The following is a 22,523-nucleotide window of genomic DNA, read 5'->3' on the forward strand; positions in this document are numbered from 1 at the left end:
ATTTGATAGGCGAGGGCAATTATTAGGATACGCGGAATAAATTCAACTGGCATGTTAGCAGGTGGGTGCTCTGCCGGCCAGAGATGCGCGGAGTTGAACGGAAGCACCATACTCTCTTTTTCTTGCTGTTAGGCAAAATATACGATCTCTTAAATTCAGTAGCCGAATACACCGGAGGAGATTATGGTAGCGACCTCAGAATTCGCTGAAAGATTGAAAAAGCTCCAGAAAATGGTCGATGGAAATATTTTGCTTACATCAAGCAAGAACATATTCTATTTCTCTGGCTTCATTGCCGAAGGCTTCGAGAGGTTGATCGCCCTTGTGGTGGATGAGAGTGGCCCCGTGCTTATCGTGCCGGCGCTGCACAAGGATGAGGCGTCTGAACTAGAAAGTGGAATTGATGTGGTCTCGTGGGATGATTCTCAGAACCCTGTGGAAATTCTTCTTTCATACCTGCGCGGTTCAAGATATACTCATGTTGAAGGGGATCTTAAGGCTGGTCTTTATGTCGGCATACCCGGGACCAAAAAATTTCTTGATCAGGAAGTCGAATCGCTGAGGTCCGTGAAGAGTGAGGGTGAAATCGCTTCAATGAAGAAAGCTGCTGAAATCGCGGAAAAATCATTCGAGCAGACCATCCAGAACCTGAAGGAGGGGATTACCGAGCAGCATGTCGCCTCCATTCTTGAACAGGCATTCAGGGAGAACGGATCTCAATCTCCGGCCTTTCAAGCTATAGTTTCCTTTGGAGCTAATGGTGCTGATCCGCATCACTTACCTAATAATACACGCCTCAAACGTGGAGAGGGGGCTGTGATTGATTTTGGTTGCGTTTATGATCATTACTGTTCCGACACCACCCGTACCGTCTTTTTTGGCAAGCCTTCACCAGAATTTGAAAGAATTTACAATATTGTATTGGAAGCACAGGAGACGGGTTGCTCTTCACTAAAACCGGGTAAAACCGGTGCACAAATCGATGGAATTGTACGCGAAATAATCACCAGGGCGGGTTATGGTGAGAGATTCATACACCGTACGGGACATGGGATTGGCCTCGATGTCCACGAGAGCCCATACGTTGATCAGAAAAATAAAATCGGGTTTCAACCGGGCAATTGCGTCACAATTGAGCCTGGGATATACATCACAGGGAAATTCGGTATCAGAATAGAAGATTTTCTGTTAGTCAAGAACAACGGATCTAGAAATTTCAATGACCTTTCCAAAGAACTGACGACCATCTGAGTACGAGTTAATATTCCTCCAGTATATGACTCATACCGCTCTGTAAAGCGAGGTTTGATAGGTCTGTGCGCTAGAACTGTTGAGAATCATTTCTGGGCCTGGCTAATATTGGATAAGTAATACCACAATCAAATTAATAGATAATCTTTTATAGGCCCATCTATTATTTATATGTGGTAAGCGAGAAACCTTACTACTGCAGCATATGTGGGGAAATTAGATACTCCTCGGCCATTCCTAACAGACCAGGATGCCAGGAAGATCATGGAGACCACCTCTGGAAGGAATCTAAAAACGAAATGTCGCCAGAGTAAATATGAGCTCCTCCCGTGTGTTTCAGGCTATGACTGGATCCATTGAGCCAACGTTTAGCAGAAGCAACTATGAAGCGAAATATTGTTTAATTTGTACTCGAGAACTAACAGATTCCAGTCAGCGCTAATGCTATTCTTGGTTTTGTCCTTTGACAGGATAATGGGAACTTGTTTTTCTAGGAATGCCTTTTTCGCCTTCTTCATAATCACTTCGGCGTCGGGAAGTTTTGTCTCGGCAAGTTCTACTAACCGCTCTCCGTTAAATTTATTTTTAACTATCATCGCCGCGATAGCGCTGCTGAAGATATAAGTTAAATGGTTAAGCCCTTTTTCTTAGCGTAGTACAATGTCTTGACGGTCGATAAAACATTATCTTCATTCCATTACTTGTCGATTGGATATTATAAAAAAGTTGCAAGGCTTTCCTTTAAATTTCCATTACGGCTTTTATTTGTTGATACTTGACTTCCTGAATAGGCTGGTAAACATGACAAGATCTCTTGAGAAAAAGCCTTAGAGGAGTGGAACATAATGAGTTTTCAAATCATTTTATCTGTAAGACCATGCATGGAAATGCAGAACGCAACACTGACTTAACTCAAGTACTCGATATACCATCTTAGGATTTCAAAGCAATCTGGGAAAGTCAGGTGAACCCCCTAAAGGATGAAAAGCAAAAACTGCAGAGATTAAGAGTTTAAGCCAAAACATCTTCGCCTGACCACAGTCGTCAGAAAGACGATCAATGAAAATCATGAATGTAGTCAGGGGTATTAGAAATAATATTGGCAGTACAGAAACTTGATAAAAGTCAAGGCAGAAAGATTCATCAATCTTCGACGCCTAGAAAACTATGGCGCTGGGTATAAAAGATTCCAGAAAATCTGGTAACAATGGGTACAGGAAAATAAAACACCTTTCCGCGGTGATATATCGTCCATGAATGGATAACATTGCGGCAAAGCTAAGTTTTTAAATCTTTAGCATACGCAGATTTATCGTGATTTTACTTGAGGCACGAAAGCTAACACTTATATGTCAGGCGCAGTTTTAATCGTATATTACGATATACTAATATTAGTAATTATGGATGATAAAGGAATGTGGCACGGAGTTGATAGAACGCTTCTCCAGTGGTACCCGACTATAGATGATCAAAAGTGCAACAACTGTGGAATGTGTTTATTGACTTGCGGAAACGATGTCTTACGGTGGAACAAAATAGGGGAAAAACCGATAGTGCAAAATCCAGGAAAATGCGTCGTCGGGTGCACGACGTGCGGAAAGCTGTGCCCAGAGAACGCAATCAGTTTTCCTTCGGATCCGAAACAGTTCGTCAGAGAAGTTATCCTGAAATACAAGATTTTTCCACGAGTTAAGCAGGAACTTAACGCAAGAATCCAAAAGTTTCCAGATCATTCAGTTCATTTGAAGGTGATCAAAAAATGAGTGAAGTTGCTGTGCTTAACCCTTTTGCCATATGGCATGGTGTCCCCAGGTCTGGTATTCATTGGGAACCAAGCATTGACGTAGACAGGTGCACTGGCTGCGGTCTGTGCGTTGTTACCTGTGGAGAAAAGAGAAACGTTTTCGGATACGATTTTGAGAGAAAAAAGGCTGTGGTTATGTATCCTGAAAACTGCATGGTTGGGTGCAACAATTGTACCGTGAGTTGCCTATGGGGTGCCATAACACATCCTGATGTTTCGGAGGTAAGGGAGCTGTCAAAGAAACTTCCAATGGATTTATTGAAGAAAGAACTTAATAAAAAACTGGAGGCTAATCCGGGACTTCTTGCCTGACCTATGGGTTATCTGGGAAAAATAATCAACGAAACGCATACCCATTTTTTTCAAACATGGGTACATAGCAAGACGAGAAGTGCTTTTTTTATATTTTAATTGATTTAAAAATCAATATTTTAAAATAAGACCGGTAGGGATATTCTCATTTTATTCTTTGAGAGAAATTCTTATGCGATTCCATTTCTATTTACATTGTTGTTGAGGTTGACCGATAGCATTAATTAGTATATTCTAATATTCTGGCCAGGTACAATAATGGCTGGTAAAATAGCAATTGTAATAAATTCAGGGTTGGATCAGCGCGCAAAGGTTATGTCTGGCCTGCATGTGGCTAAGCGGATACATGATGCTAGGGAGGAGAATAATATTGAAAACGTCGAAGTTTTCCTTTTCACGGGCGGAGTAAGAGCAATGGAATCCGGCAAGGACAATAGCGAGATATTAGAAGCAATTAAGGGACTTCGGGAAGCGGGAATCACGCTGGAAGCTTGCTCAAACCAAGTTAGAAATTGGAACTTGGAGGATATTTTCTCTAAAAATGGCATAAATCTTGAATTTGCGAGGGACGCATTTTCAAGGTACGCAGTAGAGGGATATACCGTAATTTCATTTTAAAGGCACATAATAGAAGGTAAACTAATTGAAAGATGGAAATCTTCCAGTATTTCGAGTGCTTGATACTGAATCCAGCCATGGAAGGTACTCTCGTAAATACAAGGAGATAAGGTTTGTTGATCTGGTGAAATTCCATGGACATGCGTGCGATGGACTTTACAGGGGCAGTTATGCTCTTTCAGTGGCATTTGATGCACTCTTCCCAAATGGAATAATTGACCGAACAGACCTTAGGGCAGTATCTAGAAACAGTCCTTGTCTCGGCGACGCTGCCACTTATCTTACAGGAGCACGCATTCGTTTTGGAACCCAGAATGTGAAGAATACGCCAGGTGTGTGGTATATAATCCAGCGTATATCTACCGGTGAGGCTGTAAAAGTATCCGAAGAAAGCGGATTTTTTCCTGGTGAGATCTTAAATATGGAGGCTACTCTTCTTTCAACGCCGGCAGATCGGCTCGCGAAGGGAGTTAATCAACTGAGAAAAATGCAGGAAAAATGGGTAAAAAATGTACTCTTAACCACTAAACCTCACGAACATTATTACGTGACGGCCATAGATTATATGTGGGAAGAAGTACAGTTTAATAATAAGGGGATTCGCACTGACATTATATTTAAGGACGTGTTATAATACTATGACGCAGACATTGAAAGAACAAAGCATAGAATCAGTTGCCGGAATTATGAAGGCTATGGGAGATAAAAATCGTCTTCATATTCTTTCACTTTTGAGGGAGAGAGAACTCTGTGTATGCGAGCTCACTAACATATGCCATCTCTCACAATCTAATGTTTCCCAGCATCTTGCTAAGCTGAAGTCGAATGGGCTCGTAAAGGAAAGAAGAAACGCTCAATGGGTATACTACTCACTCTGTGATGACAGATTCCCGTTAATTGTTGAAATTCTTAAGCTTCTCCCAGAAACCGCAGAAGACCTTTCAAAACTAGAGAATTCAAGAAATCATCCGGCGTGCAGTCTATAAAAATTATAGAACGGTATTAGGTTTCAATCGAGTTTCCTTGCCTTAGTGCTTTCCTTTCTTCTCAAGCCCCTTGATCATATTTATAGCAACTGAGAGACACACTTCAAATTCAAAGTCTTTTTACTCTCCTAGCAAGATGAATGTTTAATGGATCTTCGGATCCCAAAACAACTTTCCGGCCGTAATACCTTCAAGTAGTGATGCGATGCCTTCCACAACCTGTGCATCAGGAATCTTAGAAAGCACTTCAAGAAGTGAGTTGAGCATTTTCGGATTCCCATTTAACATATAGTCTGCAAGTGCTCTTTTGTTTCCCTCTAGAAATAAGTCCCTTACATGCCAACCCTCTCATTCCATAAACGCTGAATTCCCATCCGCCGCTAATTAATTAATATCAAAGATCATGAAACAAGTGACTTCCTCGAAAACTACGAAAACCTCGTTACTATGCGTGCCACAAATTCACGCTGAGCTAGTTTCCGGCAATATTACGACCCGACAAATAGGCCTCTCCTATCACTATGCATCGAGACAAGATGTCTTGTACGTTCTAAGGAATGAAGAATCATGCGTGGAGTATATACAGAGCGCAAAAGAAAGTAGAAAATTGGCGTGATGTACGATTCTAGCATCATAGAGGAGATCGTTGAGAAATCAAGGAATAATCTGGAGTTCATGCTTCGGAAAGGCCCATTATTGTCTGAAAAGAGGGCAAGAAAAAATATGACCGAAAATTCAACAACTGGTATATCAAAACAGCTTGAAGCCTTGCCTGGAATGCCAAAAAAATGAAAAATTTGGATATGGGAGTACGCAAATTATTGAGGAGATACTGGTGTTGCAGTGCTAAACCCAAGAAAGAAGCATCGTCTCCACATGACCACACACAAATACCTGAAGAAAATGCTGGAGCAGCATCATTCAGTATACTTTGTATTCGTGCGCCCCACCCATGAGTATCTGCCCTGCGCACTGGTACGCCCGCATCCATCCCAGGACGCAGCAATACAGGAGGCAAAGAAGGTGAAATTTTTTCTAGTGCATAATCCAGCGGGAATGGAGCTGATGCTCCGGTCGGGATTTGGACCCGAGTCGAGGGATTGAGAGTCCCTAATGCTTGGCCTGGCTACACTACCGGAGCTTGCGATGCTGATTGAAGAGACGGATTTATTTCTTTGCCTGTCTGTTCACGCAGGCCAGAAAATTTTAGCAAGTTCGACGATAACTGCAATGGCTATACCTATGTATATCACAAGCTTTGGATCAAGGGCAGGACCTGTAATTTCTTCCTCATCAAAATACCTGATCAGTCCGGCTCCAGACTGAAATCCCTCGTTCTTCTTGTCCGCCATTGCGGCTTCATAGAAATTTGAGATTTAAGCTTTTGTGTCTTGAAAGCGTGCATGTACCAATTGGAATAAATATCTCCACGAAATTATGCAGCCAGTTAAATTGAAGAAATCGGACAAGATATGGATAACTATCACCGCTGTCATTCTGGTAACGTTGATAGGTGTTACAGTTTACTCCGGCGTTTGGCCCCCCGTAAGCGTGGTGGAATCAAGCAGTATGCAGCATTCTTCATACTGGACGCCAAACGGCGTATACACTGGAGACATTGTTTTCATTAAGAAAGTGACATCGCCGACTAACCAAATCGTTACGTACCTAGATGGGTCTGAAACAGGATATTCAACATATGGAGAATATGGAAGCGTCATACTCTACAGGTCAACCAATGGAAATACGATCATACACCGTGCGATGTTTTACCTCACCTGGAACGGAAATTCCCCAGTGGTTGAAGGATACACAAACCAGTCCTGGATTACTGTAACGCAGAATTACGTGAGGCTAGACAATGTGGGATACTCCCATAGAAATCTGGTGGTTGAGATCAGCGGAATGGTAGGGGAGAGCGGGTACATTACCGTTGGAGATTACAACTTGGGCTCAGCAACTAGATCAGAATTCAACGGCGCCCTGAATGGGTACATTGTCGCGGACCAGAATGTAGGTATAACAAGTGAACCGGTGAAGTATTCCCAGATCATGGGGGTGGCTTTTGGCGAAATACCCTGGTTCGGTCTGATAAAACTTAACTTCCTGAGAGCCTATGGGGAATGGCAGTATTATAATGACGTCCCCCAGAATAGCTATTTGTATCTTGGGATCTCCATCGCAGTCATCATTGCGGCGATAGGTATTCCTGTTGGTTACCTGGAATGGAAGAAAAGAAGAAACTGGAAACACTAAATCGTTGTTGCCCCGCCGGCCACCTTGAGCGGAACAGCTTGAACTCCGTGTTTTTCTGCAATTTCCAGCACAGCTACGAGATTTTTCCTTTCTACGGGGACAAAAACATTGGTTCCGCCAGTCACTATGTAGCTCATCCAGACATTGTTACGGGCTTTTTTCACTGAATCCATAAGAGACCTCATTTCCCTAGTTATGATCCTTACACCCATACTTTCGCTCAGCCTGTGATATTCCTCCGTATCAGCCATAGCCATCTCGAATATACCCTTTATATCTCTGTCCTCTGCTAGCTTCCTGATCTCGTTTCCCTTTGACTTTGTTCTGGATACCCTTTCCGGATAATCCGGACTTTTTACCATATTCTCGTGGATATCGTCAGATGGTCTCCTGGAAGCTGAAAATTTACAGCCGATAACAGCATAATCTCTGAAGGCAGATTCGTCCAGAATCTTCTCCGTGAATACTGCAGATCCATTGCCTTCAGTGATCGTAAGGCCGCCGTATATGCTTCGTCCAACGCTTTCTGATATCACGCGAAGATCATTCTCGATCCCGTAGAGAGAGACATCGTAAGGAATTATGTTCTCGATACACTTGCCGACAGCAGCTGCAGCGCCATCTGAACTTCCCGAGATAACCGATCTGTTTAACGAAGAAAATGACACGTGTTCATCCCCCTTCATCCTGAGTTTCATGGATATTTTATCAGCGTAGCTGTTTATTATTGTAAACGGAGATCTGTAATCAATTGAACCATCGATCGGAGAACCATTGACGTAACCCTTCTGATCCTCACTCACGAAGAATGATGTTTCAACCCTTATCTTTTCCTCAATTCCGGTATAGGCTATCCCGGCGGATGTGTGCATCGGATATCTACGCTGTTTATCGGATATGCCACCAAGTAGGATTATGCCCATTGTGGGATAAGCTATTGAAGATGAGACTATATTACCATCAAGGTCAGCTACCATGTATCGGTCATCGATTCGAAATGATATATCTTTATCTTCGCTTTTTTTGAAACAATGAGCACACAAAGCTAAAAATAAACTTGTGAGATACCCCAGCGGAGTTGATATTTATTGCCTGACGAAGAATCAGCAATGATGGACTTTATTGGGATTAAGAATAGTGAAGAACTGTTTTCAGACATTCCCGTTTCAGTTAGGAAAGGCGGCATTCCCATCAACAAGGGGATAAGTGAGTTTGAAGTAATGAAACTTGCTGAAGAAATAGGATCCGCAAATCGCGGATTCGACTTTGCAAATTTCATGGGTTGCGGAATTTATGACAGGATAATACCTGCCGCTGTGGACTCAATTATTGGGAGATCAGAGTTCATCACGTCTTACACGCCATACCAGGCTGAATTCTCTCAGGGGATGCTTCAAAGCCTTTTTGAGTATCAGAGCCTGATATCCGACCTTATGGGGATGGACATGACAAATTCATCCATTTATGATGGTGCCACTGCTCTGGGAGAAGCTGTAAGGATGGCTCACAGGATAAATGAGAAAAACGAAGTCCTGATCCCGGAGAACATATACAGATCAAAAATGGATGTAATACACAGTTATTCGTCAGGTCTGAATCTTAAATTTATTAAATATTCTTTCAGGAAGGATACTGGCTGCATTGATCTTGACGATCTTTCCTCGAAAATTACGACCAATACCTCTGCAATAGTATGCGAAAACCCGAATTCATTTGGAATAATTGATCCAAATGTGTCAAGAGTACAGGAAATCAAGAAGGACGCTTTGCTAATATCATACGTTGATCCGATTTCCCTTGGGGCGATAGCGCCTCCTGGTTCGTACGGCGCAGACATTTCAGTTGGAGAGGGTCAGCAGCTTGGGATACACCGGCAACTTGGCGGCCCACTTCTCGGACTTTTCAGCTTCAGGAAGGAATACCTGAGGAAATCCCCCGGGAGGATTATAGGCCTCACATCAGACGTGAACGGCAAGAGATCCTTTGTCATGACAATACAGACAAGGGAGCAACACATCAGGCGTGAGAAAGCAACAAGTAACATCTGTTCCAACCAGGCACTCATGGCCCTCGCTTCTGCAGTATATCTATCAATCGTTGGATCCGATGGGTTGAGGAAGATTGCAAACGTTACAATCTCAAACGCGAAGAAGCTCAGGAACACCATATCAAAGATAAAGGGTTACAACGCAGACCTATTTTCAGGGACATCGTTTTCAGATGTTATTGTAAAGATGCCTGCAGATCCTGTTAAAGTGCAAAAGCAGCTATACGAAAAGGGCATCCTCGGACCCGTACCTTCGGCCATGCTGTTTCCCGATCTTGTCTCATTTAGGAAAGCCGGTTTCTTTTCTGTTACTGAGAAGAATACGGATAAGCAAATTAACAATCTCGCAAAGGCACTGGAGGCGATTAGATGAATTTTCACCAGGCCACCTATGATGAAAGGCTCCTGAATGAATTCAAGTCCGGTTCCACGTACAAGATACCTGGAGACGGAAGCGATGCACAAAAGCTTATCCCTGTGGAAATGCAGAGGAATACACTGAAAATCCCTGGGGTTGCTGAATATGACGCTGTCAGGCATTTCACCAGGCTATCACAGATGAACTACAGTGTTGATCTTGGTATATATCCACTTGGATCTTGCACAATGAAGTACAACCCGAAATATGCAGACAAAATCACCTCACTGGAACAGTATTCTGAAATGCACCCACTGCAGCCAGAATACAGCATCCAGGGGTCACTCAGGATCATGTACGAGCTGCAGGAATACTTGAAGAAGATAGCAGATATGGATGCTGTGACATTGCAGCCGCTTGCGGGAGCGCATGGAGAGTTCACCGGCATACTGATTGTCAGGAAATACCTTGAGGACACAGGCCAGCTTGATAAAAGAAATGAGATAATAGTGCCTGACTCTGCACACGGGACAAATCCGGCATCCGCTGCTATGGGGGGTTTCAATGTTGTGGAAGTGCCTTCAGACTCTACCGGCATGGTTGACGTTAATGCCTTGAAAGCTGCTCTCAGCGAAAGGACAGCTGCATTCATGATAACCAATCCAAGCACTCTGGGAATGTTTGAAAGGGATATAGTGGAAATTTCAAAACTCGTTCATGATGCAGGAGCCCTGCTGTATTACGATGGTGCTAATTTCAACGCCATCCTTGGCATTACTTCCCCGGGAATAATGGGATTCGACATCGTTCACTTCAACCTCCATAAAACATTTGCCACACCCCATGGAGGAGGCGGGCCCGGAGCTGGACCAGTCGCAGTTAAAAAGAAACTCGAAAAATATCTTCCGGTGCCGAGGATTGGATTTGACGGCAGCAAGTATTTCGAGGACTATTCTTCCGAGAAGACCATAGGCAGGATCTCACCTTACTTTGGTGCTTTCGCTGTTCTGCTCAGGGCATGGGCATACATAACCTACCAGGGCTCTGACGGGCTTGAGAAAAGTTCCAGAAAGGCTGTATTGAACACAAATTACATTACAAAGAGACTATCAAAGCACCTTTCAGACCCCTATGGCGGAATTAAGAAACATGAAGTTGTCCTGTCTTCGGCGAATACGCCAGAAAGAGCTCTTGATATTGCTAAGTACCTGATAGACAATGGTGTGCACGCACCAACAGTGTACTTCCCTCTCATAGTGAAGGAGGCGTTGATGATCGAACCAACGGAGAGCGTAAACAAGGACGACCTTGACACATTCTGCGATGCCGTAATAGGTGCTTTGAAAGCCGGACACGATGATCTACTGCACAGGCCAAAAAATCTATCTGTTGGAAGAATAGATGAAATAAAAGCTGCCAAGGATCAGGTTCTTACCTGGTCCCTGCAGAAATAACTATTTTTCTAATCCACTTTTTTGATCGCACTACCAAGGAATTTCAGAAAACTGAACATTACGCTCATTCCAGCCGCAACTTCAGGATCCTTTAGCATTGACATGAGCTTCAGGGCAGATAACCTATCTGGGTTCTTTGCAGCATCTACCATAGATTCGGTCGCGTCCGGTAGATTGTACATAATAGCTTTTACCATGTCTGACGTTCGTTCATCTGACAGAGCATGAATCAGACTGACTGCAGTATTAGCTGACTTCAGCATGCCGTAGATTAGTTCCTTTGAAGAAAAGAACTTCCCCATGAACTCTATATCAGTAGGAACGTACCCGGATGACACACTGTTCAGAAGTTCTACCAGTCCTGCCTGCTTCATCTTCTTTAATAAGGTCAGGAGCGATTCAATGAGATCCGCATTTGCAAGCAAGTCCTTGATAAGAGGTTCGAGACTGTCTTCGTTGTCGGTCATTTCATTCACCTTACATTATCCCCCTGACCATACCTGAGAAGTAAGTATCAGCTGATGTCCACTTGAATATGTAATCAAGCTTGCTCTTGAAGTTGGCTTTTGCATTTTTTTCATAGCTGAACCAGAGGGAAATTGCCTCGTTCACACCAGTAATGGTATAGCACGCGCATTCGCCATTATAGTCATCCTCATACACCGCGCCACCCACTTCCGAAGCAATATGGTGTGAGAGATACCCGGATTGGAAGTGTGCCGCAGCCCCGGCCTTCGATACTGGGAGGTTAGTGGCGTCACCAATGACAAAGACATCGTCGTATTTCCCATAATTAAGCTTGTGCCTGTCTACATCAATATATCCAGATTCTCCTGCGAGGCCAGAATCTGTTATAACCTTCTGCCCCCTGTGCGGCGGTACCAGAATTAGCATATCGTACTTTACCGATTCGCCTTCTAGAGAGTTCACAACCTTATTTTTGGGATCCACAGTTTCCACATTGAACATCGTGTGAGTAATAATGCCCCTTTCCTGAAACAGCTTGTCGACAAAAACAGCCACTTGTGGCATTGTGAATACGCGATTGAGTGGATATGTGTAATGTATGTTTATCTTGTTTCTTATCCCTCTTTTCCTGAAATAGTGATCAAGCAGGAACGTGAATTCGTATGGAGCCGGAGGACATTGTATCTCTGGGCTTGCCTGCCCTATAACTATGTCTCCGCCATTGAATTTTGCAAGATCCTCCTTCAAGGAAAGTGCTGCCTGCAAGTTGTAGAAATGTTTCGCTTCGCCTTCATAGCCTGGCACATCCTCCGGTGTTAATCTGTCACCGGTTGCAATAGCGAGATAATCATAGGAGTATGATTTGCCAGACTTCACTGTAACAAATCTTTGATCAACATCAATTCTCACCACTTCATCCTGAATATATTTCACACCGGCATTGAACAGAAATTCCGAGTTCTTTACGCTTTTCCTGTAATCCAGAAGACCAAATGGTATCTGTACCCCGTCAGGCTTGAAATAATGCTTCTTCGAATTGCCTATTACAACAATTTCTAGTTCATTCTTATTCGTTAGAAAACGGAGCTTGTTTGCCAGGATTGTCCCGGCGGCTCCATCCCCCAGAATAAGTGCTCTCTTCTGGCTATACACTTATATCCTCTACCTTACCTTCTTCAGGACAATTTCTACATACCCGTCCCTGTCGTACACGCCAATTAACTCATTGCCGCTCTTCTTAATCCAGGCGGGGGCATCGACCTTTGTCCCATTGTCAGAAGAGTAGAGAGAGATCACATCTCCAACTTTAGCCTGCTTGTATCCCTTTATGAGTTCCATGAGGGGCCCTGGACAGAAACTGCCCCTTGCATCTATAACCTTAGTAGGTTTTACTTCCTCAGCCACTTTAACCACCTTTATATAAACAGGGTCATCTTTGAATCTTTCGCCATCGCAACGAATTTCCCTACGCCTATGATCTCATCAATGATCGGATCTAGGTCTTCCTTCTTCAAATCCATCAAGTCTGCAAACATTGCGCAACCGTACACCTTCACATTTCCAACTTCCTTTGCCTGCCTGAGCATATCCATGAATGACGGAATTTTCTTTTCCATCATCTTTTTCATGACTTCCTGTTCCATACCCTTTCCATCGTAGCTGAGGGTCATCTTCCCGCTTCCATTCTTCTTGAACTGCATGAGCCCCCAAAAACTTACGAAGATGTCCACCTCCATATCATTCGCAACTGCACCTGAGGCAATTATTGCTCCTGCCATTAATTTGTCAGATGTCCCTGACACTAGCAAAAGTGACATTTTTTCGGCCATACGATCACTAGTTAGATTATTAGTAAGTAACATAATAATAGAGAGCCGAACATGTAAGCGACATTAATCTGGATTAGCGAGAGATATCTCACCAAGACAGTTTATCACACCATATTTTAATTCTCAAAAGTGTTTATGATTTTTAGTGTAATGGCATAATGACGTAAAATATAAATAAAAATTAGTTAAGATTGGAACTTCGTCTTTTCGTTACCATATGTTTTCTCAAGTCTGTTGATTGTTTCTATGGAACCTCTTACCTTGCCAGAGTCGAGGGGTTCTATATAGGAAATCATGACCTTTGATGTTTTGACATTATTCTGTATCTCGTATACTGCCCTGAAAGCTAGATATTCATAGTTCTTTTCCAGAACCAGCAGCCTAGACTTCTTACCCATCAGGTCTGAATATAACTTATACTCCCTCATAAGCTCTTTTACAAGTTTCTCTGATTCTTCTGGATTGCTTTCAAGTTCCGCGATCTCGCTATCTGAGAGGTTTATGATCTTGTTAATCTCTTTCCGGAGGTTCAATTCCTTTTCCTCTCAGCGATTTCGCCAATGATTCCCATGCTGTGTCTGATTTTTCCATGTCCGCTTCAGCTTCCATGAATCTCTGCCTTTTCCTTTCCACATTATCCTCGAGATCAGATATCTCAGCCTTCAGCTTCTGAGATTGCTCCTTAAAATTCAGGATTTCTTCTTCCAGTTTCTGCTTAACACTCATGTAAAACTCAACCTATATTGTCTTAAATCTCTTGACTGAAACTTCGTAGATTTCACCGTCTGAGCCAAGGGCATTTAGAACCTCATCCACCTGCGACCTCTCTACATTGTCCTTTACGGCCGCAGCCAGGATATCGTCGTACCTGCAACCCTTTCCGTCTTTATCATTTTTCTTAATGGCAGAGAGTATAATCTCCTTCAATTCGGCGTTCTGGCTACTTTCTTGGCTAAACTTAAGAACGCTGTCTGCAATCTTTGAAAATTCAGGATAATTGTAATCTGGGTAGAACTTCTTTGCTCTGACTGCACTTTCAGCCTCCTCTTCTGAGTAACCAAGAGAGAGAAGATGACGCGCGTCAGCATCCACCGCCTTCTGAGCTTCTTTGATGGCGTAAATCTTTCGCTTTGCGATCCAGACGGTCCTGGATTTCCACATCTCCATGCCTGCAGGGTCGACACGTGCGACAATTTCTGGGTTGATATTGAAGTAAAAGGCCCCCTCTTCCGTTCTATATGGATTTATCCTGCCCATTATCATCACAGCCGAGTCCTGGTCAATGGAATCGAGCACATACTTGGCTTCTGCGTTGAATCCCGAAGAAAAAGCACTTACGTAGAAAGCGCCAGCATTATCAGCCACCGTAGCCTTCGTTAGAGTATCGTCCACGGTTTTGGATGTTATCATTCCGGTGATCAGAATTCTCCTGATACGCGTGCCAAGTGGCGTTATAATATATGGCTTTGTCTGTTCTTCCGGGTTCTGATCTTCAATCACCTTTGTGTCCTTGAGCTCCTTTGAGAGCACCCATCTAGAGGGTTCCCTTTTTTTCCCTGTTATCAAAAGTCTCCCTCCACCGGTGCAGAAATCAGCTTTACCTCAGCTGCAGTCACTTTCCTGAAAGATTCTACCCTGAACGAAAGGTCTTCCTTCATCCTCCTGAACTCTCCGGTGGCAAATACCGACATCCCAATGAGGCCATTCCTTATGTTTGTGTGGATTTCGGCCCTCTTTCTTTCATCAGAGTTTTTAATTGAGTCTCCGGTCAGGCCCAGGAATGGGAGCAATGACGCAGATCCTGCGCTGCACTGAATCACCCCCGTCCCATCGTCGACAGTGAAATATGCGAAAATATCTTCGATTTTGTCAGCGTTGGGGTGGTCTGGACAGGAACCGTTCTGAATTGTTTTGAAGCATTGCGAGCACCTGTATACAATCCCGCTTTTCTCGCCAACTGAAACGACGAATCCTGCAATAGAAACCCCCCCGAAAGGGTTCCTGATTTCCTGTAGCTGGTATACCCTGCTTGCTGGAATTGATATTTTTTCGGCGCCAGTAATCTCCGTTTTGTCACTAACGGACAGGGAGAGCCTTCCATTGAATTCAGTCACCCTCGCACCTATGAACCTCAGTGGTTTGTTTTCTTCAATCTCCCTGCCGAATGAAGAAAACTTCACTTTTCCCGTTACATCTTCTATAAAACCCTGATAAACTTTCTGGAGCTTCCCCTCTCGATCGTATTCCCTTGCCTTGATTCCAGTCACGATGCCTGAAACATCGACGTACTGGTCCTTCAGTGAAAGGTCCCGGATATTGTATTTTCTGTAAACTCTCTTTACTTCCATTTCGCTATTTGGATCAAGAATGATCTGCGATCTTGAATCTAAATAGACCCTAAGGCTATCATTATACTTCTTTGTGTAGACGTTCTTCATGTCCACGACATCTCCTGCTTTCAGACTGCTAGGAAATGCCCAGGCAGTATAGGGGATTGTGCCCGTCTCGTCTCCAAGATATCCGTAAAAGTATGTGCTTTCACCTCTTTCATTACGTATATTTCTGCTGTTTATGCTCATCACCTTGGCTTTCATGGTGATATCCTTCATCTCTTCGATAAGTTCTGAAATCTTTTGTCTTGGCATAGAAACACCTACATGTACATTCCTTCGTCGCCCATCTTTCCCGGCATTACTTCTTTGAGGATTGCCTCGGACTCATCTTCCTTAAAGCCGATTCGCTTGACGAGGTAAGCCTTGATCTCATCTCTTGATTTTCCCTCCTGAATAAGACCGTTGATCATCATTATCATCCTGTCTGTAACCTGTCTCTTGAACTGTTCCTCGAGCTTCAAAGTTTTTACCATCATGTATAGGGCAGACAGAAGCATGTTGAAACTTTCATTGAGTTCAGTCTTGGTCAGGGACATAGTCTGGATATCTGATCTAGCCACGATTTCCTCATTTATACCCTCAAGCATGAATTTGACGAGTTCCGCCTGGTTGTTAAGCAATAAGAGCGCATGGTAAGTCGCCAACCTGACGACTGGGTCTATCACTGCAGTCTCGATGCCCGTTCTGACCTTAATGTGCAATGTGTCTGGATGAAAACCCACGTATATCGTGAATGGGATCTTTTCGTTCACCAGTTTCACTCGACCATCTTCTTCACTGATTATCCACTTCAGATCCACTAGGTTTGAAGAGTCATTGTTGCCGGAAGAAAGCCAGTTTAGTATCTGCTCTTTTATGTCCATATCGTGATTTTCCTATGTGATTGAATCATATATTACTTTCTAAACACGTTATAAATAACTGAATGAAATTACCCGCTGTGACTGAGGCATGGCTAGAAAATTAGCTTACGGTGCAACCGTCATGGCCGGCAGGCTCTTCTATGCCATGAACTGGTACAATGTCTCTCCCGCGCTGGGCGATATAAGTTCCACATACCATGTCTCATTTTCCCTAACTGGCATAATATTTGCCGCTTTTCTCGTTGGCGCTGGCATATTCCAAATTCCAGCTGGCATCATTGCCTCGAAAATAGGAGGTAAGAACACATCAGTGATAGGCCTGATCGTAATGTCGGCAGCTGCGGTGGGCTCTGCGCATTCGCCCACATTTCTAGTATTCACGGTCATGCGCTTACTTACGGGCGTTGGCGCGGCTTTCTTCTTCTCATCTGCCATAGGAGTACTTAGCGAGATCTATTTTGAAAAACTACCACAAATGATGGGGCTATACAACGGTTTTTTCAGCATAGGCGCAGGCGTTGGAATTTTCGCTATGGGACCATTGATTTCGTTTATGGGATGGCAAAATAGCCTGACAGTGAGCGGATTGATCACGCTTGTAAGCGCGATCCTAATGTATGTAATTGTTCCACCGAGCCACAAGGGGGACAAGTTGGATATATCAAAGATAAAGATCAGGATCTTAGACAAGAGGATATGGTTTATAGCCCTTGGTTTTGCTGGCCTGTGGTCCCTGAATTTCACCATCGGCGAATACTTCAGACCGTTTGCAGTTAGCTACGGTTACTCCGGGTTTATAGCAGGGTTGATGGCTTCCATGATAATGTTCCTTGGTATTATTGGGGGCATGCTGACATCGGCCTTCAGGAAGAGCAGGCCAATCAGGACTTCTGTCTATCTTACAATGATCGTGTCATTTTCCCTGTTCCTGTTATTGTTAAACAGCTCTTTGAGCCTCTGGACTTCCGTTGTCATTAACGGGGTGTTCAGCGTAATCATTTTTTCCCTTGAATACACGGCCGTCATACGGCTGGACGACGACCGGAGGTATGTTCCGCTCAATGTTGGACTAATTAACTCCATACAGATCGGGATTGGATCGCTGATTCCCCTGGTATTTGCGTTCCTAATACCATTTGGTTATGCAGTATCCTGGATCTTCCTTGCCGTTTTCTCACTGATGACCCTCCCGCTCGTGTATTTATTTAGAATCCGTTAGTGAAAGACAGATGAACTCATCTAACCCAGTGCGACTCAAGCCTCTTTTTCATGTCCTCCAGATGTGCCTGGGACACCCTTGCCTTTGACTTGACCGGGATGCGTTTAGTCTTACCCATATAAGCGGCATTGGTTACGGTGATGTGGCCACATTTCAAGCAAACAACCCCAAAGGGGAGGAACCTCTGCCTGCTGATTTCACCTTCCATCACCTGGGCATATCTCAAAGGTGAGACCTGACCAGTAGGTTTTACGTCTTCCAGGGCCAGAAGCCTCAGGTCTGTGACGCTTTCTCTCACGTACAGAGATTTTACAGACCTGCTCCGGCAGAGCGAGCATATTTTTACCTTCTTCATTTATTATCTTAGTATACTAAAATATTTTAGTATACATAAAGTTTTCACAGAAATTTCTGAGATGTTATACGTATTGAAAAACACATTATCTGCAGGATATGAATGATAATATCATTAATTCTCCTTGCTGGTAAGTGTAACCTTTTAGGATTCCCAAGATTGAGGGATTTTAACAATCTATGAAAAAAAGAATTCTGAAGCTATTCTGGCGGCTCCCCTCGGATCTTCTCTATGTATAGCGTGCCCAGATCGAATGATGGTGAAAATTGCAGCTGGAAAGGCTTGCTTCAGATCGTTGTTCATGCGTAGGCCAAAAATGTCGTCGTATTCCGCAACAACCATATTGACGCGGGCATTGGAGCGCCTTCCCTTAACCGAAAAGCCGATCAAATTTGGTATAAGATAATACAACCTTTCTGTATTAATGGGGTGGGATCTGTCGTAGGCTTCAATCTCTTTCCTGTGTTGCTCCAGAAATTCAGGAGAGAAAACATCGTTAGATACCCTTTTTGATGAACTGGCCCATGCTGAAACCCTATCAAGGACCTGGGAATCAATCTCAGAAGCTGGGGAAAGGAGTACCGCTCCCAATATGTTATCAGAATCATTCAGCATGATTTCTTCTATTATGATGGATCCAAGGCTGACACCTATGGCGTAGAATTTGTCCAAGCCTTTAGATCCCATGAGAGAAATCAGCTCCTTAACTAGATCAGGCAAAGTTATTGAAAAATCATCACTGCCTCCGTGACATGGCAGATCCACAAGGACGCGTGTACAGTCACGATCAATTGCGCGGGAAATCGGGATCATGGATTCCAGGTCTCCCCCGAGGCCATGAAGTATTAGAACACCGACCCCTTCACCGTGTATCTCGTATCTTAGGCGATTTCCACTGATGAGTCTGTAATACATGAAATGATCACCCTTTATCATACCTTAAGCAGGAAGGGTTCATCTAGCTTCATCTTCCTGGTCTCCTTGAGCAAAATTGTAAGGCCTAAAGCCACAAACATAATGACGCCTATTATGACAAACAGATAGGAATTGCTGGTTGTTACAGTGGTAGCGCTGCCGATTATTAGCACTCCGATTACTGCACCAAGCTTACCCATCATTGCCGCGAGACCATAGGCGCTCGATCTATACTCTGTTGTGGCTAACTCGGCTGGGAAAATTCCCACGGTTGCTCCCGGCCAGGCTGCAGAGAATTCCGAAAATGCAAGGACAACGACGAGGAGATAGGTTGCGAAGGTGTAGGGGATCAGGATTATCCCGATACCCATCCCAAGAAATCCAAGCATCTGGATGTACCTCCTGCCGATCCTGTCAACAATCATAATGACTATAGCGCCACTAGCGAGACCAATTATCAGGAAAATAGAGGTCGCAAGTGCAATCCCGGAATCTGGCGCGAAATTACTGCCCTTAAGAATACTGGGTACCAATAAACCGACTCCATATGAACCCAGATCGAAGATCAACCATATTATAGATGTAAGTATTGTGAAGACCGCAGCCTTTCCATGAAACATTTTCCTAATATTTCTCTTCTTCTCCGTCCTCATCACGTTCTCCCATCTCTCAGACTCTGGCATAGACATCCTAGCGAACAGGACAATTACAGCGGGTATGAGGCCAATCCCGATCATGTACCTCCAACTGCTGTTCGGAAAATTGAGGAAAAAGAGCAGCATGGCAATCAGACCGCTCGTCAGTGCCCCTGCAAAGAAAGCAACGTTTGAGAAGGAAAGAAATTTTCCCCTTAGATTCTCCGGAGCCATCTCTGCGATGTAAGAGTTTGAAATGGGATAATCTGCCCCAATGGAAATCCCCATCAGCACCCTCAATAGAATAATGATCAGAAGGTTGGATGTGACCACTGATCCAAGTCCAAATATTACGAAGAAAAGGAGGTTGTACATGTAAACACGCCTCCTCCCGAACCTATCCGCAAGATACCCTATGGAAATAGCCCCAATTATGGTTCCCAGTATGAGCGAGTCTATCAGGAGAGAAGCGTCAAACTGAGAAAGATTGAGGTCAGGCTTCATCACAAGAACCGCTAGAGACACAACTGTGAGCTGGTATCCATCAAGATACATTCCAGCTGAGGACATAAGCAGTAACCTGTAAGGAGAAATAGTTCCTTTCGTCATTTGATAGATAACGACAGGAATACTATAAAATAATCCCATAGTGCGCTATATATTCACAATATGTTACGATATCTTGCTAAATCTCCTCGATTACCTAAGACGAAGGTTTGTACCTGATGTTCAGCAGGCTTCGACGCTCACTGCCAGTTCTTTATACTCTACAAGCATATACAACTGGATAATATGGAGACCCTCAAATGTCTGACGGATAATCCCGATCTTCTGATGCCTGAATACGGTGGAAACAGCATCCTAAACCTGTCTGTCTCAATAGCTAAGAGGTTTGGCGTTAAAAGACCCGGGAGAGGACTGAAAGACCTTGATCTCAATAAAAAAGTGATTATGGTGCTTCTGGACGGCTTTGGGTCACACATAATGAAGAATTCTGGCATTTCTGATACTTACAGGCCAATTACAACCGTATTTCCCTCAACAACTTCTTCAGTGCTCGCTACCATAGCCACTGGCATGCCACCCGCAGATCACGGTCTAATCGGCTACATCGCATTTTCTCGTGAACTAGGAACCAGGATCAATGTTCTCGACTACACTTTACCTGGAACTGGGTCTTCCGTCGAAAAACTTGGAAAAATGTCTGCGGTATTTGGTGAGATCAAACCAATTGCGTCCGAACTGGATTCCGCAACCGCCATAGCTATCATTCCTCACTACCATACAAGGAGCCCCCTGTCACTTGCACTTTATGGAGGAGCAAAGGTTGCCGGCTACCTCAACCTGTGGGATGCCCTAGCCCAAGTACACTTCAGTGCCGCCCAGGGTATGGATTACATATTCCTCTATGTTCCATACATAGATACTGCCGCACACGTGTATGGGCCGTATTCGGAAGCGACTGCCATTACGGCTAATGAAATTTATTCTGCTGTCAGGAAATACCTGTCGAAGTTGACCAAGAACTATGACGTTCTCATAACTGCAGATCATGGGCACATAGAGGTATCTGATAATATCTACCTCGATGCGGACAGAGAACTCATGGAAAAGCTTGAGGTGCCTCCTTATGGCGATGTGAGGATGATATCCCTCGATTCTCGGGAGGATATTACACCATATATTCGAGGGAAATATGAAAATCTCCCAACGTTTTCCCGTAAGGAAGTGTCACCCTTATTCGGCGGACAGGAGAACAATGTAATCAAGAGAAGGGTCGGAAGCTATGTTGCTGTGGCTACTGACAGGAAAGCATATCTTACAAAGAGCCTTCGGGATGAGAACGCTACCCTCAAGGGCCACCACAGCTCACTTTTCATGGAAGAAATGGAAATACCTCTGGTAATTCTCTAAGGACCCAGATATTCTGTCTGTTGCCAGCATGTTTAATGTTGGTGAAAGAAATACCTCCGCATGAAAGTTGCAATAGCAGTTGACGGTGATATTGTCAGTGGCCCGGGAGAGGCTGCAGAGGTCAGAATTTATGATCTCATCAATGGACACAGACTCATTGAAAGCTATGAGAATCCGGCTCTAACGGCCAAGGCAGCGAAAGGAATTATCATGTTGAAATCCGCTTTAGACAGGGGAGCTGAATCCATTATTGTTTCAGGGATAGGTCAGCATGCTTTCACGTACACATCTGGAAGATTGAGACTATTCCTTGGGAATGGGATGACCGTTGACCAGGCACTCTCCAATTTTGAGTCCGGGAAGCTCCATGAACTGACTGGGGCCACGCACGATCATGGAAATCACGAACAAAACTGATTGATCTCGTTAATTTCTGGGGCATTTGCAATGCTTAAATAAAAGAGGAGACGTGATTGAAGATGCTGATGTGATTTTTTAGATATCACATGATGCATATAGACTGAACATGTAAAGCGGGGCCATCCCATGGTTAATTCTCAGCTTGGTGGAAATTTCCGCATCGAAGAATGCGCGATCTGTTTTAGTGATTCCGGCGGTTGCAATTCCGGATTGATTCATTATCTTTGGCACTGGATTGGGAACAGCCCGCTTGAACCAGGCTAAGAATCCCAGTGGCAATCTACCCTTCCTGGAGGAGACCTTAGCTCAGATGATGTTGTAATCGTTTTGGATTCATTGTTAAGTTTGGGGTCCGGAAACATTAAACCCATAATTTGGCGTCTAAAAAAGATTCAGTTAAGAACTATTCGCAAGAGAAGAACCTGT

At 43.9% G+C, this 22,523-nt stretch carries 26 protein-coding genes and 1 tRNA gene; 12 read left to right on the forward strand and 15 right to left on the reverse strand.

Going from position 1 to position 22,523, the window contains the following annotated elements; genetic code table 11:
* Positions 1–183 precede the first annotated feature (183 nt).
* The 6 genes from QW597_01270 (at position 184) to QW597_01295 (ending at position 5,763) form a co-directional block, all read left to right on the forward strand.
* On the forward strand, positions 184–1,251 hold the full coding sequence (locus tag QW597_01270; protein ID MEM0155219.1) for a Xaa-Pro peptidase family protein: 1,068 nt from the start codon (positions 184–186) through the stop codon (positions 1,249–1,251).
* A gap of 1,759 nt (positions 1,252–3,010) precedes the next feature.
* On the forward strand, positions 3,011–3,367 hold the full coding sequence (locus QW597_01275; protein ID MEM0155220.1) for a 4Fe-4S dicluster domain-containing protein: 357 nt from the start codon (positions 3,011–3,013) through the stop codon (positions 3,365–3,367).
* A 258-nt stretch (positions 3,368–3,625) separates the two neighbouring features.
* Positions 3,626–3,985 carry a DsrE family protein gene (locus tag QW597_01280; protein ID MEM0155221.1) on the forward strand — a complete coding sequence of 120 codons (360 nt, stop codon included), beginning with the start codon at positions 3,626–3,628 and terminating at the stop codon, positions 3,983–3,985.
* A 25-nt stretch (positions 3,986–4,010) separates the two neighbouring features.
* Complete coding sequence (locus tag QW597_01285) at positions 4,011–4,619, forward strand: formylmethanofuran dehydrogenase subunit E family protein (GenBank protein ID MEM0155222.1); 609 nt, start codon at positions 4,011–4,013, stop codon at positions 4,617–4,619.
* A 4-nt stretch (positions 4,620–4,623) separates the two neighbouring features.
* Positions 4,624–4,971: a metalloregulator ArsR/SmtB family transcription factor gene (locus tag QW597_01290; protein MEM0155223.1), complete on the forward strand. Its 348-nt coding sequence runs from the start codon at positions 4,624–4,626 to the stop codon at positions 4,969–4,971.
* Positions 4,972–5,586: 615 nt separating this feature from the next.
* Complete coding sequence (locus QW597_01295; GenBank protein MEM0155224.1) at positions 5,587–5,763, forward strand: hypothetical protein; 177 nt, start codon at positions 5,587–5,589, stop codon at positions 5,761–5,763.
* Between the two features lie 274 nt (positions 5,764–6,037).
* Here QW597_01295 and QW597_01300 read toward each other — a convergent pair.
* A tRNA-Glu gene (locus QW597_01300) sits at positions 6,038–6,112 on the reverse strand.
* A 46-nt stretch (positions 6,113–6,158) separates the two neighbouring features.
* The gene (locus tag QW597_01305) at positions 6,159–6,323 is read right to left on the reverse strand and encodes a preprotein translocase subunit Sec61beta (GenBank protein ID MEM0155225.1); all 165 of its coding nucleotides are present in this window, start codon (positions 6,321–6,323) and stop codon (positions 6,159–6,161) included.
* A 100-nt stretch (positions 6,324–6,423) separates the two neighbouring features.
* Here QW597_01305 and QW597_01310 point away from each other — a divergent pair, with 100 nt between their 5' ends.
* Positions 6,424–7,227 (forward strand): S26 family signal peptidase, encoded by an 804-nt coding sequence (locus QW597_01310; protein ID MEM0155226.1) that lies wholly within the window; start codon positions 6,424–6,426, stop codon positions 7,225–7,227.
* Here QW597_01310 and QW597_01315 read toward each other — a convergent pair.
* Entirely contained in the window at positions 7,224–8,204 is a 981-nt protein-coding gene (locus tag QW597_01315) for a diphosphomevalonate decarboxylase (protein ID MEM0155227.1), read from the reverse strand. The genes QW597_01310 and QW597_01315 overlap by 4 nt on opposite strands.
* A 111-nt stretch (positions 8,205–8,315) precedes the next feature.
* Here QW597_01315 and gcvPA point away from each other — a divergent pair, with 111 nt between their 5' ends.
* Entirely contained in the window at positions 8,316–9,647 is a 1,332-nt protein-coding gene (gene gcvPA, locus QW597_01320; GenBank protein MEM0155228.1) for an aminomethyl-transferring glycine dehydrogenase subunit GcvPA, read from the forward strand.
* Entirely contained in the window at positions 9,644–11,086 is a 1,443-nt protein-coding gene (gcvPB, locus tag QW597_01325) for an aminomethyl-transferring glycine dehydrogenase subunit GcvPB (protein MEM0155229.1), read from the forward strand. The genes gcvPA and gcvPB overlap by 4 nt, the downstream gene beginning before the upstream one ends.
* 8 nt (positions 11,087–11,094) lie before the next feature.
* Here the strand turns inward: gcvPB and QW597_01330 are convergent, their stop codons facing one another.
* From QW597_01330 to QW597_01370, 9 genes are all read right to left on the reverse strand, one after another.
* A complete protein-coding gene (locus tag QW597_01330; protein ID MEM0155230.1) occupies positions 11,095–11,553 on the reverse strand; it encodes a DUF1641 domain-containing protein in 459 nt (152 codons plus the stop codon).
* Positions 11,554–11,563: 10 nt separating this feature from the next.
* Positions 11,564–12,706: an FAD/NAD(P)-binding oxidoreductase gene (locus QW597_01335; GenBank protein MEM0155231.1), complete on the reverse strand. Its 1,143-nt coding sequence runs from the start codon at positions 12,704–12,706 to the stop codon at positions 11,564–11,566.
* Positions 12,707–12,715: 9 nt separating this feature from the next.
* On the reverse strand, positions 12,716–12,958 hold the full coding sequence (locus QW597_01340) for a sulfurtransferase TusA family protein (protein ID MEM0155232.1): 243 nt from the start codon (positions 12,956–12,958) through the stop codon (positions 12,716–12,718).
* Positions 12,959–12,969: 11 nt separating this feature from the next.
* Positions 12,970–13,383, reverse strand: a complete 414-nt coding sequence (locus QW597_01345) for a DsrE/DsrF/DrsH-like family protein (protein ID MEM0155233.1) — start codon at positions 13,381–13,383, stop codon at positions 12,970–12,972.
* A 185-nt stretch (positions 13,384–13,568) separates the two neighbouring features.
* The gene (locus QW597_01350; GenBank protein ID MEM0155234.1) at positions 13,569–13,916 is read right to left on the reverse strand and encodes a hypothetical protein; all 348 of its coding nucleotides are present in this window, start codon (positions 13,914–13,916) and stop codon (positions 13,569–13,571) included.
* Positions 13,894–14,109 carry a hypothetical protein gene (locus tag QW597_01355; GenBank protein ID MEM0155235.1) on the reverse strand — a complete coding sequence of 72 codons (216 nt, stop codon included), beginning with the start codon at positions 14,107–14,109 and terminating at the stop codon, positions 13,894–13,896. Before QW597_01355 ends, QW597_01350 begins: the two co-directional genes overlap by 23 nt.
* 12 nt (positions 14,110–14,121) lie before the next feature.
* Positions 14,122–14,949: a hypothetical protein gene (locus QW597_01360; GenBank protein ID MEM0155236.1), complete on the reverse strand. Its 828-nt coding sequence runs from the start codon at positions 14,947–14,949 to the stop codon at positions 14,122–14,124.
* Positions 14,946–16,028: a hypothetical protein gene (locus QW597_01365; GenBank protein MEM0155237.1), complete on the reverse strand. Its 1,083-nt coding sequence runs from the start codon at positions 16,026–16,028 to the stop codon at positions 14,946–14,948. Before QW597_01365 ends, QW597_01360 begins: the two co-directional genes overlap by 4 nt.
* A gap of 8 nt (positions 16,029–16,036) precedes the next feature.
* Positions 16,037–16,639 (reverse strand): hypothetical protein, encoded by a 603-nt coding sequence (locus QW597_01370; protein MEM0155238.1) that lies wholly within the window; start codon positions 16,637–16,639, stop codon positions 16,037–16,039.
* An 88-nt stretch (positions 16,640–16,727) separates the two neighbouring features.
* On the opposite strand from QW597_01370, the gene QW597_01375 reads away from it, so the two are divergent.
* Positions 16,728–17,858 carry an MFS transporter gene (locus QW597_01375; GenBank protein ID MEM0155239.1) on the forward strand — a complete coding sequence of 377 codons (1,131 nt, stop codon included), beginning with the start codon at positions 16,728–16,730 and terminating at the stop codon, positions 17,856–17,858.
* A 16-nt stretch (positions 17,859–17,874) separates the two neighbouring features.
* On the opposite strand, the gene QW597_01380 is transcribed toward QW597_01375, so the two are convergent.
* The 3 genes from QW597_01380 to QW597_01390 all read right to left on the reverse strand — a co-directional run bounded on the left by QW597_01380 (position 17,875) and on the right by QW597_01390 (position 20,372).
* Positions 17,875–18,213, reverse strand: coding sequence for a hypothetical protein (locus QW597_01380; protein ID MEM0155240.1), 339 nt, complete (start codon positions 18,211–18,213; stop codon positions 17,875–17,877).
* A gap of 177 nt (positions 18,214–18,390) precedes the next feature.
* Positions 18,391–19,128, reverse strand: coding sequence for an alpha/beta hydrolase (locus QW597_01385; protein MEM0155241.1), 738 nt, complete (start codon positions 19,126–19,128; stop codon positions 18,391–18,393).
* 17 nt (positions 19,129–19,145) lie between these two features.
* Positions 19,146–20,372, reverse strand: a complete 1,227-nt coding sequence (locus QW597_01390) for an MFS transporter (GenBank protein MEM0155242.1) — start codon at positions 20,370–20,372, stop codon at positions 19,146–19,148.
* Positions 20,373–20,555: 183 nt separating this feature from the next.
* On the opposite strand from QW597_01390, the gene QW597_01395 reads away from it, so the two are divergent.
* Both QW597_01395 and QW597_01400 read left to right on the forward strand, forming a co-directional pair.
* Positions 20,556–21,677, forward strand: coding sequence for an alkaline phosphatase family protein (locus tag QW597_01395; protein MEM0155243.1), 1,122 nt, complete (start codon positions 20,556–20,558; stop codon positions 21,675–21,677).
* A gap of 60 nt (positions 21,678–21,737) precedes the next feature.
* Positions 21,738–22,094 (forward strand): NifB/NifX family molybdenum-iron cluster-binding protein, encoded by a 357-nt coding sequence (locus QW597_01400; GenBank protein MEM0155244.1) that lies wholly within the window; start codon positions 21,738–21,740, stop codon positions 22,092–22,094.
* Positions 22,095–22,523: the final 429 nt, after the last annotated feature.

Source organism: Thermoplasmataceae archaeon, assembly GCA_038729425.1.
Classification (GTDB): Archaea; Thermoplasmatota; Thermoplasmata; order Thermoplasmatales; family Thermoplasmataceae; genus B-DKE.